The organism is Kitasatospora sp. NPDC001540, from assembly GCF_042894345.1.
Classification (GTDB): Bacteria; Actinomycetota; Actinomycetes; order Streptomycetales; family Streptomycetaceae; genus Kitasatospora; species Kitasatospora phosalacinea_C.
This window is the reverse complement of sequence record NZ_JBIAVO010000009.1, coordinates 74984-94570: the sequence shown is the minus strand read 5'-3', so window position 1 is coordinate 94570 and position 19587 is coordinate 74984. Positions and strand designations below refer to the sequence as shown.

The 19587-nt window shown below is 73.2% G+C and carries 16 protein-coding genes; 8 read left to right on the top strand and 8 right to left on the bottom strand.

Annotated elements, in window-relative coordinates:
• Window positions 1-3 precede the first annotated feature (3 nt).
• From ACFY00_RS13940 to ACFY00_RS13925, 4 genes are read left to right on the top strand one after another with little or no spacing between them, the layout of a single operon-like run.
• Window positions 4-918, top strand: coding sequence for a phytanoyl-CoA dioxygenase family protein (locus ACFY00_RS13940; protein WP_388030851.1), 915 nt, complete (start codon window positions 4-6; stop codon window positions 916-918).
• Window positions 915-1967, top strand: a complete 1053-nt coding sequence (locus ACFY00_RS13935) for a thiamine pyrophosphate-dependent dehydrogenase E1 component subunit alpha (RefSeq protein WP_388030849.1) — start codon at window positions 915-917, stop codon at window positions 1965-1967. The genes ACFY00_RS13940 and ACFY00_RS13935 overlap by 4 nt, the downstream gene beginning before the upstream one ends.
• The gene (locus ACFY00_RS13930) at window positions 1964-2956 is read left to right on the top strand and encodes an alpha-ketoacid dehydrogenase subunit beta (RefSeq protein ID WP_388030848.1); all 993 of its coding nucleotides are present in this window, start codon (window positions 1964-1966) and stop codon (window positions 2954-2956) included. The genes ACFY00_RS13935 and ACFY00_RS13930 overlap by 4 nt, the downstream gene beginning before the upstream one ends.
• Before the next feature lie 59 nt (window positions 2957-3015).
• The gene (locus ACFY00_RS13925; RefSeq protein ID WP_388031093.1) at window positions 3016-4287 is read left to right on the top strand and encodes a type III PLP-dependent enzyme; all 1272 of its coding nucleotides are present in this window, start codon (window positions 3016-3018) and stop codon (window positions 4285-4287) included.
• Here the strand turns inward: ACFY00_RS13925 and ACFY00_RS13920 are convergent.
• From ACFY00_RS13920 to ACFY00_RS13890, 7 genes are all read right to left on the bottom strand, one after another.
• Window positions 4212-4979, bottom strand: coding sequence for a class I SAM-dependent methyltransferase (locus ACFY00_RS13920; protein ID WP_388030846.1), 768 nt, complete (start codon window positions 4977-4979; stop codon window positions 4212-4214). The two genes, ACFY00_RS13925 and ACFY00_RS13920, sit on opposite strands and share 76 nt — an antisense overlap.
• Window positions 4976-6019 carry an aminotransferase class I/II-fold pyridoxal phosphate-dependent enzyme gene (locus tag ACFY00_RS13915; protein WP_388030844.1) on the bottom strand — a complete coding sequence of 348 codons (1044 nt, stop codon included), beginning with the start codon at window positions 6017-6019 and terminating at the stop codon, window positions 4976-4978. The genes ACFY00_RS13920 and ACFY00_RS13915 overlap by 4 nt, the downstream gene beginning before the upstream one ends.
• Window positions 6016-7515 (bottom strand): radical SAM protein, encoded by a 1500-nt coding sequence (locus ACFY00_RS13910; RefSeq protein ID WP_388030842.1) that lies wholly within the window; start codon window positions 7513-7515, stop codon window positions 6016-6018. Before ACFY00_RS13910 ends, ACFY00_RS13915 begins: the two co-directional genes overlap by 4 nt.
• 99 nt (window positions 7516-7614) lie before the next feature.
• The gene (locus ACFY00_RS13905) at window positions 7615-9102 is read right to left on the bottom strand and encodes a hydrolase (RefSeq protein ID WP_388030840.1); all 1488 of its coding nucleotides are present in this window, start codon (window positions 9100-9102) and stop codon (window positions 7615-7617) included.
• A gap of 262 nt (window positions 9103-9364) precedes the next feature.
• Window positions 9365-11269: an RICIN domain-containing protein gene (locus ACFY00_RS13900; RefSeq protein WP_388030838.1), complete on the bottom strand. Its 1905-nt coding sequence runs from the start codon at window positions 11267-11269 to the stop codon at window positions 9365-9367.
• Between the two features lie 49 nt (window positions 11270-11318).
• A complete protein-coding gene (locus ACFY00_RS13895) occupies window positions 11319-11888 on the bottom strand; it encodes a discoidin domain-containing protein (RefSeq protein WP_388030837.1) in 570 nt (189 codons plus the stop codon).
• Complete coding sequence (locus ACFY00_RS13890; RefSeq protein WP_388030835.1) at window positions 11885-13240, bottom strand: glycoside hydrolase; 1356 nt, start codon at window positions 13238-13240, stop codon at window positions 11885-11887. Before ACFY00_RS13890 ends, ACFY00_RS13895 begins: the two co-directional genes overlap by 4 nt.
• Before the next feature lie 161 nt (window positions 13241-13401).
• Here ACFY00_RS13890 and ACFY00_RS13885 point away from each other — a divergent pair, with 161 nt between their 5' ends.
• Both ACFY00_RS13885 and ACFY00_RS13880 read left to right on the top strand, forming a co-directional pair.
• A complete protein-coding gene (locus ACFY00_RS13885) occupies window positions 13402-14424 on the top strand; it encodes a LacI family DNA-binding transcriptional regulator (RefSeq protein ID WP_388030833.1) in 1023 nt (340 codons plus the stop codon).
• 241 nt (window positions 14425-14665) lie between these two features.
• Window positions 14666-15466 carry an aminoglycoside adenylyltransferase domain-containing protein gene (locus tag ACFY00_RS13880; protein WP_388030831.1) on the top strand — a complete coding sequence of 267 codons (801 nt, stop codon included), beginning with the start codon at window positions 14666-14668 and terminating at the stop codon, window positions 15464-15466.
• 59 nt (window positions 15467-15525) lie between these two features.
• Here the strand turns inward: ACFY00_RS13880 and ACFY00_RS13875 are convergent, their stop codons facing one another.
• Entirely contained in the window at window positions 15526-18360 is a 2835-nt protein-coding gene (locus ACFY00_RS13875; RefSeq protein ID WP_388031091.1) for a DEAD/DEAH box helicase, read from the bottom strand.
• A gap of 476 nt (window positions 18361-18836) precedes the next feature.
• On the opposite strand from ACFY00_RS13875, the gene ACFY00_RS13870 reads away from it, so the two are divergent.
• Both ACFY00_RS13870 and ACFY00_RS13865 read left to right on the top strand, forming a co-directional pair.
• Window positions 18837-19211, top strand: a complete 375-nt coding sequence (locus ACFY00_RS13870; protein ID WP_388030830.1) for a hypothetical protein — start codon at window positions 18837-18839, stop codon at window positions 19209-19211.
• 44 nt (window positions 19212-19255) lie between these two features.
• Window positions 19256-19585, top strand: coding sequence for a helix-turn-helix transcriptional regulator (locus tag ACFY00_RS13865; protein WP_176191456.1), 330 nt, complete (start codon window positions 19256-19258; stop codon window positions 19583-19585).
• Window positions 19586-19587: the final 2 nt, after the last annotated feature.

Genomic DNA, 19587 nt, shown 5'->3' with positions numbered 1-19587 from the left:
CCCGTGACCACCGTGACCGAGTTCGAGCTGACCGCGGCCGAGCGCGCCCTGCTGCCCACCCCCGAGGAGGTGGCCGGCTACCGCGAGCACGGCTGGTACCTCTCCGGGAAGCTGTTCACCGACGCCGAGGTCGACGCCCTCCAGGCCGCCGCCGACGCGTACTACGCGGGCCACCGCGACCGCACCCTGGCCGTCCGGCCGCCGAACCTGGCCGCCTGGGAGCCCGCGCACGGGCCGGTGCAGCGGCACAACGACTACGTGCACCACGAGAGCGACGCGATCGGCGCGCTCCTGCGCAAGCCGCTGGTCGGCGCGGTCGCCGCGCTGCTCGCCGGGGCGGAGGAGATCCGGGTCTTCCAGTCGACGCTGATCCTCAAGCCGCCGGTGCCCGAGGAGCCGTCCAACCAGGTGCCGTGGCACTTCGACAAGCACTACTGGCACACCTCGACCTCGGAGGAGATGCTGACCGCCTTCATCCCGTTCCACGACTGCGGGGTGGAGAACGGCACCATCACCATGGTCGACGGCAGCAACCGCTGGCGGGAACTGCCCTCCGGGGAGGACGCCACCCGGCACTTCGCCCAGCGCGACCGCTCCGAGCTGGAGTCGATCCTGGCCGCCAACGCCGCCCACAACGGCGCGGAGGTCCGCAAGGTGCCGGTGGTCATCCCGCGCGGGCACGTGTCCTTCCACCACTGCCGCACCTACCACGGCAGCGGCGCCAACCTGGCCGACTTCCCGCGCCGGGCGATCTCGCTGCACCTGCAGGACGGCGCCAACGAGTACCGGCACGCCACCCGCCCGGACGGCTCCCCCGCCGCGTACAACCACGACGTGCTGGTGCGGCGCACCGCCGACGGGCGGCCCGACTACGCCGATCCCGAGATCTGCCCGGTGATCTGGCGGGGAGCCCGGTGACCCAGCACGGACCGGCCGACCTGAACCCGGCCGCCCCGGGCTCGACCGCCCCGGGCCCGACCGCCCCGGACCCGGCCGACCTGGGCTCGGCCGCCGGGCGCTACCGGATGCTGCGGCTGGTCCGCGGCTTCGAGGAGCTCGCGCTCGGTCTGGTGCGCTCCGGGGAGATCACCGGCGGCATCCACCCGTACGTCGGGCAGGAGGCGGTCGCGGTCGGCGTCTGCGCGGCGCTGCGCCCGCAGGACCGGATCACCTCCACCCACCGGGGCCACGGCCACGTGCTCGCCAAGGGCGCGGACCCGGGTCGGCTGCTGGCCGAACTCCTGGGCCGCACCGGCGGGTTGAACCGGGGTCGGGGCGGCTCGATGCACGCCGCGGACTTCTCGCTGGGCATCCTGGGCGCCAACGGCATGGTCGGCGCGGGCGGGGCGATCGCGGTCGGCGCCGCCTGGTCGGCCCGGCAGGCCGGGGAGGACCGGGTCGCGGTCGCCTTCTTCGGCGACGGTGCGCTCAACCAGGGCGTCCTGCTGGAGTCCTTCAACCTGGCCGCGATGTGGCGGCTGCCGGTGCTGTTCGTCTGCGAGGACAACGGCTACGCCACCACGCTGCCCGCCGCCAGCGCGGTGGCGGGCAGCGCCACCGGCCGGGCCGCCGCCTTCGGCATCCCCGCCGCCGAGGTGGACGGGATGGACACCGAGGCCGTCCGCGCGGCGGCCGCCGAGGCCGTCGAACGGGCCGCCGCCGGTGGCGGCCCCGGCTTCCTCAGGTGCCGCACCTACCGCTTCGAGGGGCACCACACCATGGAACGGCTGATGAAACTGCGCTACCGCACCCCCGAGGAGATCGCCGACTGGCGCGCCCGCGACCCGCTGCCGCGCGCCGCCGCGCTCCTGCCGCCCGGCCTGGCCGGGCAGTTGGACTCCTCGGTGCGGCAACAGCTGGACGCCGCGCGGGAGTTCGCCCTCGCCTCCGAACACCCGTCCCCGGAAGGCGCGTTGGAGCACCTGTACGCGGACGGCCTGCGGCCGCGGGCGGGGGCGCGGGCATGAGGCTCTCCTACACCAAGGCGCTCAACCGGGCGCTCACCGACGCCCTCGCCGCGGACCCCGCGGTCTGCGTGTTCGGCGAGGACGTCGGTGCCGGGCTGGCCGGACCCACCCTCAACCTGCTGGAGCGCTTCGGCCCCGGCCGGATCGTCGACACCCCGCTCTCCGAGCAGGCCTTCACCTCGATGGCGATCGGCGCCGCGCTGACCGGGCGGCGTCCGGTGCTCGAGTTCCAGATCCCCTCGCTGCTGTTCCTGGTCTTCGAGCAACTCGTCAACCAGGCCCACAAGTTCTCGCTGATGACCGGCGGCCAGGCCGCCGTCCCACTGACCTGCCTGGTGCCGGGCTCCGGCTCCCGGGACGGCTGGGCCGGGCAGCACTCCGACCACCCGTACGGCCTGTTCGCGCACGCCGGGGTGAAGACCGTCGTCCCGGCCACGCCCACCGACGCGTACGGGCTGCTGCGCTCGGCGATCGCCGACCCGGACCCGGTGGTGGTGTTCGCCCCGGCCGCCGCCCTGCCGGTGCGGGAGACCGTGACGTGGGAGCTGGCGCCGGTCCCGCTGGGGCGGGCCCGGATCCACCGCGCGGGCAGCGACGTGACCGTGGTCGCCGTCGGCCACCTGGTGCACGACGCGCTGGCCGTCGCCGAGGAGTTGGCCCCGGAGCTCTCCGTCGAGGTGTTCGACCCGCGCACCCTGTACCCGTTCGACTGGGCGGCGCTGGCCGCCTCGCTGGAGCGCACCGGGCGCCTGGTCGTCATCGACGACTCCAACCGCAGCTGCGGCATCGGCGCCGAGGTCCTGGCCACCGCCGCCGAGGAGATGCGCCTGGTCGCGCCGCCCCGGCGGATCACCCGGCCGGACGGCGCCGTGCTGCCGTTCGCCCCCGCGCTGGACCGCGCCGTGCAGCCGCACCGCGAGCAACTGCGGGCCGCCCTGCGCGCGTTCGGGCCGCCGCGGCCCCCGTACGGCGAGGGCCGGGCACGTTGAACCGGGCCGCCGCACTCCCCGTCCTCGCCCCGGCGCCCTACTCCGCCCTCAGCCCGGCGTTGCGCTCCGCGCTGGCCGCCTCCGCCGACGACCGGATCTTCTACGACCTGGCCGGCATCGCCCGCCGCTACACCGCGCTGCGGGACGAACTGCCGGGCGTGGCCGTCCGGTTCGCTATGAAGGCCTGCCCGGTGGACGAGGTGCTGGCCCAGCTGGCCGCGCTCGGCGCCGGGTTCGACGCCGCCAGCCCGCACGAGATCGCCCAGGCCCTGCGCACCGGCGTCCCGGCCGACCGGGTGCACTACGGCAACACCGTCAAGTCGGACCGGGGCATCGCCGAGGCGTACCGCCTGGGCATCCGGGACTTCGCCACCGACAGTCTCCCCGACGTCGCAGCGATCGCCGAACACGCCCCGGGCGCACGGGTGTTCTGCCGCCTCGCGACCAGCGGCGAGGGCGCGCTGTGGGGCCTGAGCCGCAAGTTCGGCTGCTCGGCGGCGGACGCCGTCCGGGTGCTGACCGCCGCCCGGGACGCCGGGCTGACCCCGGCCGGGCTCTCGGTGCACGTCGGTTCGCAGCAGTTGACCGCCGAGGCCTGGACGGCCGCGTTCGAGCTGATCGGCGACGTCCTGGTCGAGCTCGACCGGCGCGGCGTCCGGCCCGACCACGTCAACCTCGGCGGCGGCCTGCCCGCCCTGGGCTACGCCGACCGCCACGGCACCGCCCTCGACCCGCCGCTCGACGAGATCTTCCGGGCCGTCCGGCAGGGCGTCGACCAACTGCGCCGACTGCACGGCGGCACCCTGGACTTCGTCCTGGAGCCGGGCCGCCACCTGGTCGCCGACCAGGGCGCGATCCGCACCCACGTCTACCGGCTGACCTCCCGCGAGCAGCCGGACGGCGAGCGGGAGCACTGGCTCTACCTGGGCTGCGGGAAGTTCAACGGCCTGTACGAGATGGACCAGGTGCAGTACCGGCTGGTCTTCCCGACCCACCCGGCCGCGGAGTGCGTCCCGGCCGTGGTGGCGGGCCCGACCTGCGACAGCGACGACACCTTTCCGCACGGAGCCGCCACCGGCCTGGTGCCGGTGCCCCGGGCGGTGGCCTCCGGCGACCCGGTGTGGATCCTCTCCAGCGGTGCGTACGCGGTCAGCTACCTCACCCAGGGGTTCAACGGCTTCGACCCGCTGCCGTACACCGTGCTCACCGGCGAGGTCGTCGGTGAGGTCGTCGGTGAGGTCGTCGGCGGGGTCGCTCAGTCGGCGGAGCCCGCGGCCCGGCAGAACAGGATCTGCTTGGGCGAGGCGCTGGTGAACGGCGAGGAGTCGTAGCCCCCGTAGCGGTGCACGACGTCGAGCCCGGCCAGGCGGCACAGGGCGAGCAACTCCTCCGGGAAGAAGCAGCGCATGCTGACCTTCTTGGTGCGGACCGGCTCGCCCCCGCGCAGGTAGTCGAGGGTGAAGTGCAGCACCTGGGTGGCGGCGTCGTAGCCGGTGGCGGCGCGCACCTCCAGTTCGGCGCCGTCCAGGTCGGTGACCGACTTGTGGTGGTAGGGGGCGTCGGGGCGGCGGGCGAGCTTGGCCGGGGAGGGGTTGAAGACGTCCAGGAGCAGTGTGCCACCGGGGAGCAGGGCTTCGCGGGCCGAGGTGAGGAAGGCGAGCACCGAGTCCAGGTCGTGCAGGTGCTGCATGGCGTTGGTGGCGGAGAAGACCAGGGCGAAGCGGCGGTCGGTGCGGATGTCCCGGCAGTCCTGTTCCAGCCACTCGACGGGCAGACCCTCGGCGGCGGCGTGGCGGCGGGCGCGGGCCAGCATGCTGGGCATCACGTCGAGGCCGGTGACGTCGACTCCCGCGCGGGCGATCGGCAGGGTGATCCGGCCGGTGCCGCAGGCGACCTCCAGGACGGGGCCGTCGGCGCGCCGGGCCTGGTCGAGGAAGAACGGGACGTCGTGGGTGCGGGTGGCGAACTCCCGGTCGTAGAAGTCGGCGTCGTCGTAGACGGCGAGGTCCTGCAGCGGCTTCATCGGGCGTTCTCCGGGGTGACGGCAGGGGCTGCGGCGAAGGGGGCGGCGAGGCTGGTGAGGACGGAGCCGCCCCAGGGGGTGTCGCCGAAGGCGGTGGCGGGGAGGGCGAGCAGGCCGTGCTCGGCCAGCAGGGTCTCGGCCGGGGTGTCGACCGGGAAGAAGTAGTTGCCGAAGCTGGTGCGGGCGGCGGCCGGGATCTGCGCGCGGACGGCGGCGGGCAGCGCGGCGAGGAGGCGTTCGGCACGGTCGGCCAGCGCGGCCCCGACCTGCCGGGGGGTGTCGGCGTGCTCGGTCAACAGCCGTTCGGCGAAGCGCAGTTGTTCCTGACTGGGCGGGTCGGCCCGGAAGGCTCCGACCACGGCGCTGTCGGCGTCGGCCTCGGGCAGCAGGACGATGCCGAAGGTACGGGGCTGCAGCCAGCCCTTGGTGACCGAGTGCAGCAGGACGGCGCGGCCGGTCTCCAGCAGCCGCCGGGTGCCGGGGGCGAACGGGGCGTCCAGGTCGTAGACGGTGTCGATCAGCAGGCGGCGGTGCGGGGACTGCTGCAGCCAGGCGGCCAGTTCGGCGCACTCGGGGTCGGTGAGGTACCGGCCGAGCGGCTTGCTGGGGTTGGCGAGCAGCAGGTACTCGGGGCGCTCGCCGTCCGGCGGGGCCTGCGGCAGGACGGGGGCGGGCAGCGTCGGGTAGCTGTCGGGGGCCGTCCCGGCGGCGCGGGCCAGCTCGAAGTAGACCGGGTAGACGTCGGCGGGCAGCCACAGCCGGGCGCCGATCTCGTGCAGGTGGCGCAGGAGCAGCTCCAGGCCGTGCCGGACGCCGCGGCTGACCAGGGCGCGGCGCGACCACTGCTCCGGCAGCCCGTAGCGGCGCAGCCAGGTGCGGGCGAGGTCGCAGCGGTACACCGTGCGGGCGCCGTCACCGCCCGGGGGCTGGGGGCCCAGGGGGGCTAGCGCCCGGTAGAGGTTGGTCTCGGCGGCGTCCAGCAGGGACGGGTCGGCGTCGAGCCGCTGCCGCCGGAAGGCCTGGAACTCGTCGAACCTCATGCCGTCACCCCTTCCGGCGCCGGACGGACCGCTGCCGGGCGGACCGCTGCCGGACGGACCTCCCCCGTCGGCGGGGTTTCTGCCGGACGGGCCGCTCCCGGCAGGACCTCCAGCGGGAGGGCGCCCGCCGGGAGGATCTCGCTGGCCCGGTCCTCCAGCGAGGCGTAGCAGCGGCCGTCGGCGAGGACGTTCCAGCTGCGGACGACGCCGTGGGTGCGTTCCCAGAGCAGGCTGGGCTCGGTGTAGGCGGCGATCCGCATCGGGCGGCCGTCCCAGTTGCCGTCGAGGACCGGCGCGCCCCAGGGCAGGCGGCCGGTCTCCGCGAAGCCGTGCCGCTCGGCGAAGTCGGTGACCACGGAGAGCGAGACCTGGTGGTCGCGGCTCCAGCGGTTGGCGGCGTGGTCGTGGTAGAGCGACTCGGTGCTGGTGGAGACGTACAGCTCCTTGAAGCAGACCTCCTCGACGCCGTGCGCGGCGGCCCAGGAGAGGTAGGCGGCGACGCCCGCCTCGTCGGCGACGCCGCCGTGCTGGAGGACGCAGATCAGCCGCAGCCGCAGCCCGGGCCAGCGCTCGCGCCCCGCGCGCCAGGTGTCGGCGACCTCGCCGACCGGGGTGCGCAGCGCCATCAGCCGCTCGCTGGCGTCGTCGTCCTGGTGGTGGCGGGAGACGGCGAGGACGCTCAGGCCCGCGTCGGCGAGGGCGGCCAGCCGGTCGGCCCGGTCGGCGGGGGCGAGTTTCGCGAGGTTGTGCGCGTTGCTGATCAGGACGGTCTTGGGGAAGGCGGCGGCGCAGGCGGCCACCAGCCGCAGTTGCTGGTCGAACGGGAGCAGGGTGGGCTCGCCGCCGCCGGTGATCACGGCCCGTTCGGCGCCCGCGGCGCGGCCGCGCTCCAGCCAGTCGGCGACGGTGTCCCACGGGACCCGGGCGGGCGGCTGGTCGCTGGAGATCGAGGCGGCGGAGAAGCAGAACGAGCACTTGGCCTGGCAGGCGGCGGCGACCGGCAGGACGGAGACCGAGCGCGGCCGCAGGTCGGCGTACGCGCCCAACTGCGGCTGCAGGCCCAGCGAGGCGGCCATCGCGTCCTCGACGGTGGTCGGGGTCAGGGTGATCCGCCCGTCCGGCTCCGTGGCGGGTTCGTGGACGGCGGTCAGCCGGATGCTGTCCCGGCGCAGCTCCGCGCCGAGGCCGGTGACCTCGTTGGGGTGCAGCGCGTCGGGGTCGACGGCGGTCTCCAGCACCAGCAGCCGGTCGCCCGGTATCGCCAGCCGTTCCAGCAGGCGTCCGGCCTTGGCGGTGCCGATGCCCAGTTCCGCGCGGGTCAGCAGGTGGAACCTGTCCGGGTAGGTGCTCTCCGGGATGCCCGCCTTGCCGTAGCTGAGCGCGTACTTGTCGAAGCCCCGGGCGAAGTTCGACAGCACGATGACGTGGAAGCGCTGCTCGGAACGCTGCTGGTCGGAGCCTTGCCGGTCGGAACGCTGCTGGTCGGTGCGGTTCATCGGGCCATCATGCCCCGACCGCACGGCCGGGGGAACGGGGTTTTCGCCGCGGGCACCGACCGTTCCGGCGCCCGCGGCGGTCGCCGCTGTCGCCGGGCGTCAGGAGACGTTGACGTTGACGTCGTCGAGCACGAAGGAGGTCTGCTTGGTGTAGTCCTCGGTGCCGGTGAACTTCAGCGTGACGCTCTGGCCCGCGTAGGCGGCGAGGTCGAAGGTGCGCTGCTGGTAGCCCGCGGCGGCGTTGGTGTTGCTGTAGCTGGCGAGGGTGGTGCCGTTGGCGGTGACGGTGAGGGTGTCGAAGGCGCTGGTGGTGGAGGCGGCGCTGTCGATGTGCAGCCAGAAGCTGAGCGTGTAGGCGGCGCAGCCGGTGGGGAGGGTGACGGTCTGGGCGAGGGTGTCGGTGGTGGCGGCGCCGTAGCCGTCGAGCCAGGCGTCGTAGCTGCCGCTGTGGGCGGGTTCGCTGCTGCTGGAGTTGATGGTGCTGGTGCCGTTGCTGTTGGTCTCGGTCCAGCCGGAGGTGGAGCCGGTCTCGAAGCCGGGGTTGGTGATCAGCTGGGCGGCGGTGCAGCCGGTGCCGCCGCCCGTCCCGCCGCCGGTGCCGGTGCCGCTGTTCTGGGCGAGCCAGGCGGTGGCGTTGAGGGCGAGGGCGGCGTCGGTGCCGGCCGGGTCGTTCCAGCCGTCGTAGAGGGTGTTGCCGGACTGGCCGGTGCCGTCGTCGATCGGGGAGGAGTCGCCCCAGATGGCGACCCGGCCGCTGCCGAAGGTGGAGGTGGCGAAGGCGGCGCCGGTGGTGCCGCTGTAGCCGGTGCGGTAGAGCAGGCCCTTGACCGAGGGGTTGTCGGCGGGCTTGAGGGTGAAGGTGGTGCCGTTGCGGATGATCGAGCCGGTGACCTTGCCGAAGGAGCCGTTGAGCACCGGGTCGGTGGTGTCGGTGATCGCGCGCGGGTTGTCGGTGGTGATGTTCAGCAGGTCGACGGAGAAGCCGAACGGGTCGGTGTTGTCGACCCCGTTGCTGGTGAGCAGGTCGTTGATGATGGCCGGGGAGTCCCAGCCGTCGTTGTTGCGGTCGCTCTGGGTGTGGTCGGAGATCAGGAACAGGCCGCCGCCGTGCTGGACGAACGTCATCACGGCGGTCTTCTCGGCGGCGCTGAGCCGGATGTTGGGCTCGGGGAGCACGAACTCGTCGAAGTTGGCGAGGTCGAGCGCGCCGCCGGTGCCGTAGGTGATGGTGCTGCCCGCGGGGAGGGTCTTGAGGCTGTAGTTGCCGGTCCTCTGCAGTGCGACGCCCCAGGCGGAGACGGCGCCGGTCCAGGAGGTCTCGGTGCTGGGGTTGGCGTTCTGGGTGAGCGGGTCGGGCTGGCTGGTGGAGATGATCCAGTCCGCGTTCCCGGCGGTCTCGCCCTTGCTGTTGTCGAACAGCACCCGCTTGGAAGTGGTCACGGTGGTGGCAGTGGTCACGGTGGTGGCGGTGGTGCCGGTGGTCGCGGCGGCGGCGGGGTGCGGCTGGACGGTCGCGGCGGCGGCGGCCAGCAGCAGGCCGGCCGCGGCGAGGGCGGACGGGCGGACGGCCTTCGGAGCCCTGGTCATCTGTCGATCTCCTCGTACCGGGGGAAGGGGGCGGCGCAGGCATGTGCTACGCGCGTAGGTGCACCGGCACGGTCCCATGGTGAGGTAAGCGGGGCTTGAACGGAACACGTCGAGTCGACGGAGTGTCGGCTGACGCCGGATCAGTACGCCTGCTCCCGACGACGATGGGGCGCCCGCCGCGGGTGCTCAGGCAACACCCGTGGCGGACGCCCCGTGGGGCGGGCCGGTCCACCAACCGGCCGCCCCGGTCTCGGGGGTGCGGTCAGCCGACCGCGGTCAGGCGGAAGGACTGGGCCGGGCCGCCGGTGCAGGCCCACTGCTGGAGGAGGGCGCCGTCGGCGGTGGAGACGTCGGTGACGTCCAGGCACTTGCCGCTGTTGCGGTTGACCAACGTCCAGGCTCCGTCGGCCCGTTGGACCGGCTTGAACTGCTGGTTCGCGCCGGAGGACCACTGCCAGGTCTGGAGCTTGGCCCCGTCGGCGGTGGCGGCGCCGGTGACGTCCAGCACCTGGGCGGCCGCGGCGGCGTTGCGGTTGGTGACGCGGTAGTAGCCGCCGTCGGTGGGCGTGAACTGCCACTGCTGGTTGGCGCCGCCGCCGCACGCCCACTGCTGGACGGCGGTGCCGTTGGCGGTGCCCCAGCCGGTGGCGTCCACGCACTTGCCGGAGTTGGCGTTGGCCAGGGTGTACCAGGCCGCGCTGTCGATCGGACCGCCGGTGCCTCCGCCGCCCGTGCTCCCGCCGCTGGGCGCGCCGGGCCAGGTGAAGGTGGCGACCGCACCGGCCGGGAGGTCGTAGACCAGGGAGCGCCCGCTGTCGCTGATCGAGAAGTGCTGGGAGCCGCCGGTGGCGTTGAGCACCACCGCGCCGCGCGAACCGTCCGGGTTCAGGAAGGCGACGTCCTGCAGGCCGCCGCTGCCCTGGCTGGTGGAGCCGATCCGGTGGGCGCCGGGCTTGACGAACTTGGAGACGTGGCCGAGCACGTAGTACTCGGCGTTCTTGCTGTACGTGCCGCCGCTGACCTCCAGCACGCCGTTGCAGGTGGTGGAGCAATTGCCGTACTGCGGGCCGCCGTTGGAGTCCAACGCGACGTTCCACAGCACCGCGGTGCGGCCGCCGCTGCGCAGGTTGCGGATGACGAGGTTCTCGGTCTGCCACTTCAGCGTGCTGCTGAAGGTCTGCGCCGGGGTGGCCGCGTCGGTGCCGGTGCACTCGGTGAAGAACACCGCCTTCCCGGTGTTCGCGACCTGCTGCTCGGCCTCGGGCTGGCCGCCGTAGCAGTGGAACGCGGCGCCCTTGAGCCGGGCCACCGAGGCGTCCTGGGAGAGCACGCTCAGCGGGAAGGAGGTGTCGTCCCAGTTGTGGTCGTACGCGTAGAGGTCGGTGGACAGGCCCGCCGCGGTCAGCTTGCCGTCCAACACCTTGACGAAGTCCGCCTGTTGGGCGGCCGTCATCCCGGTGGAGGGGTAACTGGTCTGGAACTTCGGCTCGTTGGCCACCGTCAGGTCGCTGATCGGGGCGCCCGCCGCGCCGTACGCCTGGATCGCCTTGACCAGGTAGTCGGCGAAGTCGCCGTAGTTCTCCGGCTTCAGGCTGCCGCCGTTGAGCGAGCCCGAGGTCTTCATCCAGGCGGGCGGCGACCACGGGGTGCCCATGATCCGGATGTTCGGGTTGACGGCGCGGGCCTGGTTGATCGCGGGCAGGATCTCCTGCTGGTCGCGGGCGATCGAGAACGAGCCCCTGGTGTCCTCGTACGAGTAGAACGGCAGGTGCGAGACGAAGTCGGAGGCGCCCAGCGGCTGGCGCAGGTAGTTGAGGCCGATGCCGCCGCCCGTGGTGGAGAACAGGTCGCTCATCAGGGCGGCCCGGGTGGTCGTGGACAGGCCCGCCACCAGGTGCGCGGAGGACTCGGTGAACGCGGCGCCGAAACCGACCAGCGGCTGCTGCACGTCGGCCGCGTTGACCGCGATGTCCTGCGCCTGCGGGGAGGTGGCGGAGAACGGGACGGCGGCGGCCTGGGCCAGGCGACTGCCGCCGTCGGCGGTGGTGATCCAGACCTGTGCGGTGGTGTCGGCGGCCCCGGCGGCCGTGCTGCCGACGGTGGCCAGGCCCGCGGCGGCCAGCGCGAGGGCCACGGCGATCCGGGTGGGGCGGTGCGGTCCGTGCATGGACTGCTCCTCGTGGGGGGGTGGGGGTGGGGGGTGGGACGGGGCTGGGTCAGCGGTAGAGGCGGACGTCCGCGAGGCTCCACCAGCCGGGTGCGGCAGCGGTGTTGGTGATCCGCAGGTAGCGGGCCCGGGTGCTGTGCGGCAGGTCGACGGTGGTCAGCTGGCCGGTGCCGGTGCCGGTGGCCAGCGGGTGCCACGCGGCGCCGTCCTCGCTGCTCTCGATCCGCCAACCGCGGGCGTAGTCACCGAGGTTGTCGCCGCTGTCGAGGGCGATCCGGTCGAAGGCGGTGCGCCGCCCGAGGTCGATCTGCAGGTACTGGCCGGGGGCCTGGGCCTGCCCGGTGCTCCAGCGGGTGGAGCCGTCCGCGTCGATCGCCGCGCGGGCGTCGGCGGCGGCCGGCTGGGCGGTGGCGGTGGCCCCGGTGAGCGGCACCTCGCGCCGATCGGCCTTCGGCGCACCGGACTTGGGCCAGCGGAAGGTGGCGAGCGCCCCGCCGGGCAGGGTGTACTCGAAGCTCTGCCCGCCGACCGCGACGGCGAAGTCCCGCGGCGCGTCGTTCTCGTTGTGCACCACCAGCACGGTCGACCCGTCCGGGTCGGTGAACGCGACGTCGGTCAACTGCCCGTTCCAGCCGGCGTTCCGAAGCTGGTGCTGGCGATCCGGACGGCGCCAGGACGGACGAACTTCGACAGGTGGCCGATGGTGTAGTACTCGGCGCCGGTGCTCACGCCGCCGTCTCCGTGCACGGTCAGCAGCGCGGTGCAGGTGCCGCAGCCGCCGTTGTGCGGGCCGTCGTGCTCGTCCAGCGCGATGTTCCAGTTCAGCACCGACTTGGCCCAGTTGCGGGTCGCGCCGACGGTCAGGTTCCGGGCGTGCCAGGTCAGCGTCCCGCGGAAGGTCTGCGCCGCGGTGTCGTCCGGGCCGTGCGAGCCCGAGCACTCGGTGAACCAGATGCCCTTGTCCGGGTGCGCCTCGTGCAGCGCGCTCTGCGCGGACGGGTCGCCCGCGTAGCAGTGGTAGGCCGTCCCGGCCAGCCACTTGGCGGCGTCGCTGTCCAGCAGCCGGTACGGGTAGTCGGTCTCCGGGTCCTCGCCGGGCGGGGTGTTGCGGACGTCGTCCGGGTGGGTGGCCCAGTTGTGGTCGTAGCCGAGGATCTTGGTGCGCGGGCTGGCCTTCGCCAGCAGCGGCCCGAGCGCCTCGACCACCTTCTCCTCCTGCTCGGCGGTCAGGTCGGTGCCCGGGTACGCGTTGGGCTTGCGGTTCTGCGGCTCGTTCTGCACCGTCAGGTAGTCCACCGGGACGCCCGCCGCCGCGTACGCCTGCACGAACTTCACCAGGTAGCGGGCGTACGCGTCGTAGACCGCCGGGTCGTCCTTGAGCTTGCCCTCCAGCAGCGAGTCGCCGGTCTTCATCCAGGCGGGCGGGCTCCACGGCGTCGCCACCACCTTCAGCTCCGGGTTCAGGCTCCGGGCCCGGCGCAGCAGCGGCAGGATCTGCTGCTCGTCGTGGGCGATCGAGAACCGGCTCAGTGCGAAGTCGCTCTGCCCGGCCGGGACGTCGTCGTAGGTGTAGTGGGCGGCGGCGGCCGTGAAGTCGGAGGAGCCGACGGGCTGGCGCACCATGCTGATGCCGATGCCCTCGGCCGGGTCGAAGAGGCGGCGCAGCGCGGCGTCCCGGTCGGCCGGGGGCAGGGCGCTCAGGACGGCGGCGGAGGAGTCGGTGACCGAGGCGCCGAAGCCGTCCATCCGCTGGAAGGTCTGCCCCGGGTCGACGGTGACGGTGGTGCGGGTGGACGCACCCGGGTGGAACGCCACCGACGGGCGTTGGTGCAGCAGTTCGGTCCCGTCCGGGGTGGTGACCCAGACCTCGACCCCGGGGGCGGCGGGCCGGTGCGGGGGCGCCGGGGCGGCGCCCGCCAGGCCCAGGGTCAGGGCGGCGGCCGTGGCGGCGCCGAGCACGCGTCGGTACATCGGGGTCCTCTCGCTCTGCCTTCATGAAACAAAATGAAACATTTCTGACACATCTGCGTGCGTTCAGGAAACGGCACCCGCTTTCCCGCTGTCAAGGTTCGTGCATCCCTTGCGAGTTGGGAGTTGTATGATCGCCTCCATGAAACGAAACGATGAAACACATGGGTAGGCCGAAGTCGACGCGGGTCACCGTCCGGGAGATCGCGGCCGCCGCCGGGGTGTCTCCCGCGACCGTCTCCCGCGTCCTGACCGGGCAGGCCGCCGTCGCCGAGGAGACCAGAGCCGCCGTCCGCACCGCGATGGAACGGCTCGGCTCCCCCGAGCCCGCCGCCCCCCGGCGCGCCGCCCGGCCGGGCGCGGTGTTCGTCCGCTGCCCCTACCTGCTCACCGACTACTTCGGCACCATCGTCACCGCCGTCGCCGAAGCGCTCGACCGGCACGGCCGGGAACTGATCCTCAGCGCGGGCAGCTCCGCCCAGCACAACGGGGCGCTCGCCGGACTCCCCCGCCGCCGCGACCTCGCCGGAGCGCTGCTCATCCTCCCCGTCGAGGACGGCGCGGAGCTGGAGCAACTGCGCCGCCAGGACTTCCCGTTCGTCGTCGTCGACCCCCGCACCCCCGTCCCCCGCGACATCGCCGCCGTCTCCGCCTCCCACTTCACCGGCGCCCGCAACCTCACCGCCCACCTGGTCGCCCTCGGCCACCGCCGGATCGGCTTCATCAACGGCCCCGAGGACTGGCTCGCCTCCACCTCCCGCTTCGCCGGGCACACCGCCGCCCTCGCCGAGGCCGGCGTCCTCATCCCCCCGGAACTCGTCACCAGCATCGAACCCACCAGCGACTGGGGCCACACCGCCGCCGGCCGCCTCCTCGACCTCCCCGAACGCCCCACCGCGCTGGTCGCCTTCAACGACAAGGCCGCCATCGGCGCCCTCCGCGCCGCCCACGACCGCGCCCTCCGCGTCCCCGCCGACCTCTCCGTCGTCGGCTTCGACGACGACCACCTCAGCCGCACCTCCGTCCCCACCCTCACCACCGTCCGCCAACCCCTCGAAGAACTCGGCGGCCTCGCCGTCAGCCTCCTCCTCCGCCTCCTGGAGGGCACCGCCGTCGAAGCCCTGCACGTGGAACTCGCCACCGAACTCATCGTCCGCGACTCCACCGGCCCGGCGCCGCGCACCTGAGCACGCCCGGCACACTTCGCCCGCCGTCGAACCGTCACCACCCACCGACCCAACACCCGGCACACTTCGCCCGCCATCGAACCGTCACCGCCCACCACCCCACCAACCCACCGACCCAGCACCCAGCACCCAGCACCTGAGCACGCCCCGCGGGCAACCGACCGCGTTGCCGTGAGCGCAGTTCGTCGACGCGGCGGGGTTCCGCGCCCTCACCGCCGTCGGGATGTCCCATACTGGCCGGATGGACGCACCGACCGAGCCGCTCCGTGCCGTTCCCGCCGAGGTGCGGCCCTACCTGGCGGAGCTCGTCCGCCGCACGCACGCGGTGTGCGGCCCCCGGCTGACCGGAGTGGTCGCGGTCGGCTCCCTCGCGCTCGGCGACTACCGGCACGGCCGCAGTGACGTCGACGTCACGGTCGTCCTGGAGGGCCAGCCGCCGGCCGCGGTCCTGCGGGAGCTGGCCGCCGCCCTCGACCACCGGCGGCTGCCGTGCCCGGCGGCAGGGCTGGAACTGGTCGTCTACGCGGCGGAGTTCGCCCGCGTCCCGTCCGGGGAGGCGGGCTACCTGCTGGACCTCAACACCGGCGCCGAGCTACCGGGCCGGGCCGCCTTCGACCCGGCCGGGGCACCCTCGTTCTGGTACGTCATCGACCGCTCCGTGGCCCACCAGGACGGGATCGCGCTGTACGGCCCGCCCGCACCGGAGGTGATCGCGGCGCCCCGACCGGCGGAGCTGTACCCGGCGATCCGGGCCTCGGTGCGCGAGCACGACGACGGCGAGGGGCACCTGGCCGACAACCGGGTCCTCAACGGCTGCCGCTCCGTGGCCTACTGCCGCACCGGACGCTGGTTCGCCAAGCGCGACGCGGCCCGGCGGGTCGCCGCCGCGGAGGAGGACTTCCGTCCGCTGATCGAGGCCGCCGTCCGCAGCTTCGAACGCCCCCGCGCCGCCGCGCTGCCCCTGCCCGGCCCGCAGGTCCGGGCGTTCCTCGCCCGGGTGCGGGCCCGCGTCGACGAGCACGCCGCAACGACCGGCGTCTGACGGGACGACGCACCGGGCCCGACCGCTCCCTCCACCGGAGCGGTCGGGCCCGACGGGTCTCACCCCACCGACGAGTACGCGATGATGCCGCGCCGCATCCCGTCCACCGCCTTGCGGGCGGTCTTGCGGAGCTCCGCGTTGTCACCCGCCGCGTCCTGGATCTGGCCGAGGACGTCGATGAGCTGCTTCGTCCAGCGGACGAAGTCGCCCGCGGGCATGTCGGCGTCGCGCAGGACGGCGTCGAGGTCGTGGCCGAGGGCCCAGCGGTAGGCGGTCCAGGCGAAGCCGAGGTCGGGTTCGCGCTGGCCGACACCCTCGGCGGTGGAGATCTTGTGCTGCTCCTCCAGGTCGTCGAGCCTGCCCCAGATCCGGATCATCTTGCCGAGGGCGTCCTTGGCACCGCCCTCGGGGACGCGCGGGGCGACCGCGTCGTCGGACTGCCGGGCCTCGTAGACCAACGCCGAGGCGCAGGCGGCGAGTTCGGCGGCGGCGAGGCCGTTCCAGACGCCCTCGCGGATGCACTCGGAGGCGAGCAGGTCGAGTTCGCCGTAGAGCCGGGCGAGGCGCTTGCCGTCGCCGGTGACGGTGTCGCCCTGCAGGTAGCCGAGGTCGGTGAGCAGGCCGCAGACCCGGTCGAAAGTGCGGGAGATGGTGTGGGTGCGCGAGCGCATCCGGCGTTCGAGGAGTTCGGTGTCGCGGTGCAGGCGGTGGTAGCGCTCGGACCAGCGGGCGTGGTCCTCGCGCTCGTCGCAGCCGTGGCAGGGGTGCTGGCGCAGGGCGGTGCGCAGGCGGCTGATCTCGGGGTCGTCGGCGGCGGCGGCGCGGCCCTTGCGGAAGCGCTCGGGTTCGAGGTGGCCGGCCTTGGTGCGCAGCGCGGAGGCGAGGTCGCGGCGGGACTGCGGGCTGCGCGGGTTGAAGGACTTGGGGATGCGCATCCGGTCCATCGCGGCGACGGGGTGCGGGAAGTCGATCATCGCGAGGCGCTTGACCTGGCGTTCGGCGGTGAGCACCACGGGGCGCGGCCCGTCCTGGAAGTCGGGGTGCCTGGGGCCGCCGCGGCCGTGCCCGTTGCGGCTGACGGGGGGCAGCCCGGGGTCGAGGACGAGGGCGAGCCCGGCGAACTTGCCGGTCGGGACGTGGATGATGTCGCCGGGCTTGAGCTGCTCGATCGCTTCGATCGCGGCGGCGCGGCGCTGGGTGGTGCCTTCGCGGGCGAGTTCGTTCTCGCGGTCCTTGAGTTCGCGGCGCAGCCGCATGTACTCGTCGAAGTCGCCGAGGTGGCAGGTCATCGACTCGCGGTAGCCCTCCAGGCCCTCCTCGTTGCGCTGCACCTGCCGGGCGATGCCGACGACCGAGCGGTCGGCCTGGAACTGCGCGAAGGAGGTCTCCAGCAGTTCGCGGGAGCGGTGCCGCCCGAACTGGCCGACCAGGTTGACGGCCATGTTGTACGAGGGGCGGAAGGAGGACTTGAGCGGGTAGGTGCGGGTGCCGGCCAGGCCGGCCAGCGCCTCGGGGTCGAGCCCGCGCTGCCACAGGACGACGGCGTGGCCCTCGATGTCGATGCCGCGGCGGCCGGCCCGGCCGGTGAGCTGGGTGTACTCGCCTGGGGTGATGTCGGCGTGGGTCTCGCCGTTCCACTTGACGAGCTTCTCCATGACCACCGAGCGGGCGGGCATGTTGATGCCGAGGGCGAGCGTCTCGGTGGCGAAGACCGCCTTGACCAGGCCCTGGACGAACAGCTCCTCGACGACCTCCTTGAACCGGGGCAGCATCCCGGCGTGGTGGGCGGCGATGCCGCGCTCCAGGCCGTCCAGCCACTCGTAGTAGCCGAGGACGTGCAGGTCCTCGTCGGGGATGTCGCGGCAGCGCTCCTCGACGAACTGGCGGACCTTGGAGCGGTCGGCGTCCCGGTTCAGGCGCAGGCCGGAGTTGAGGCACTGCTGCACGGCGGCCTCGCAGCCGGCCCGGCTGAAGATGAAGGTGATGGCGGGGAGCAGGCCCTCGGCGTCGAGCCGGTCGATGACGTCGACCCGGCCCGGCGTCCAGACCCGGCCGGGGCGGCCGGTGGGCATCGAGCGGCCGCGGCCGCGGGCGAACCGGTCGCGGCCGCGGTCGGCCTCGGAGCGGGCGAGGCGGACGAGTTCGGGGTTGACGGCCTTGGCGGGGTTCTTCAGGCTGCCCTTGGGGCGGCCGTCCCGGTCGGGGCTGGCGAACAGGTCGTACATCCGGTTGCCGGCCATCACGTGCTGCCAGAGCGGGACGGGGCGGTGCTCGGAGACGATCACCTCGGTGCCGCCGCGGACGGTGTCCAGCCAGTCGCCGAACTCCTCGGCGTTGGAGACGGTCGCGGAGAGCGACACCAGCGTCACCGACTCGGGGAGGTGGATGATGACCTCCTCCCAGACGGCGCCGCGGAAGCGGTCGGCGAGGTAGTGCACCTCGTCCATCACCACGTAGCCGAGGCCGTCGAGGGCGCTGGAGCCCGCGTACAGCATGTTGCGCAGGACCTCGGTGGTCATCACGACGACCGGCGCGTCCCCGTTGACGGAGTTGTCGCCGGTGAGCAGGCCGACCTTGGCCTGGCCGTAGCGCTTGACCAGGTCTCCGTACTTCTGGTTCGACAGCGCCTTGATCGGCGTGGTGTAGAAGCACTTGCGGCCGCCGGCCAGCGCCAGGTGGACGGCGAACTCGCCGACGATGGTCTTGCCGGAGCCGGTCGGCGCGGCGACCAGGACGCCCTTGCCCTCCTCCAGCGTCCGGCAGGCGCGGACCTGGAAGTCGTCGAGCGGGAAGTCGTACAACTGCTGGAAGCCGTGGAAGGCGGTGGCCTGTTCCCTGGCGCGCTCGCGCGAGGCGGCGTACCGCTCGGCGGGGCTGAGCTGCTCTTCGGGCATGGGGCTGGTAGGCACTGGCGTCACCTGTTCTTCCCGTGGGTGTGGCTGGACGAGAACGCAGACGGCGACGCCTGCGGCTGCGGGGCCGTGGCCTGGGACGGCGACGGGGCGCAGCGGGTGCGTGGGGTGTGGTGATCGAGCATCTCAGCCTGAGATTACCCGTCCGGAGTGACATCAACATCAGACTTTTCCGGCAGTTTCGCAGGTGGCATGCCCGGCTCAGGACGGGTGGGCCCGGCGGGGTCCGCGCGTCCCGGGCCGCTCTCCCGCCGCGTTCCCGTCCCGCGGCTGCAGGAATCGCGTACGCGTGAACTGCTCACATCCCGAATTGCAAATGTCTTCATGTGGTTGGTGAACCGACATCGATCGGCCGTGATCGGACCAGAAAAGAAAGATTCCGATCAACACTCGGCCGCAGTGCGATCCCGTTCCTACAGTCGTGCCGAACCGATCACAGCCACGACAGGAGACAGGCGATGGCCAACCTCGAAACCGCGCTCAAGGAAGCCATGACCATCGAAGGCGCCATCGGGGTCGCCCTGGTGGACTACGGCAGCGGCATGGCGCTCGGCACCCTCGGGGACGGCGGCGAGCTCGACCTGAACGTCGCCGCGGCCGCCAACACGGACCTCGTCCGTGCCAAGATGCGGGCGATGGAAATGCTCAACCTCCACGACGACGGCATCGAGGACATCCTGGTCACCCTGACCGGCCAGTACCACCTGATCCGGCCGCTCACCACGTCCAGCGGGCGCGGCCTGTTCCTGTACCTCGCGCTCAACCGCACCCGGTCCAACCTGGCGATGGCCCGGCACCAGTTGAAGCGGATCGAGTCGACGCTGGAGGTCTGAGCGCGGGACGGCGGCCCGCGTGCCGCCGGAAAAGGGGAGGAAGCATGCCCGTACCGCTCTACCAGGCCAAGGCCGAGTTCTTCCGGATGCTCGGCCACCCGGTGCGAATCCGGGTGCTCGAACTGCTCCAGGCCGGACCGACCCCGGTGCGCGACCTGCTGCCCGAGTTCGACATCGAGCCGTCGAGCCTCTCCCAGCAGCTCGCCATCCTGCGCCGCTCCGGCCTGGTGACCGCGACCCGCGAGGGGTCGACGGTGGTGTACGCCCTGGCGGGCGCGGACGTCGCCGAGCTGCTGCGGACGGCCCGGCGGATACTCACCGAACTGCTCGCCGACCAGGGCATGCTGCTGGAGGAGCTCCGCGCCGCCCGCTGAAC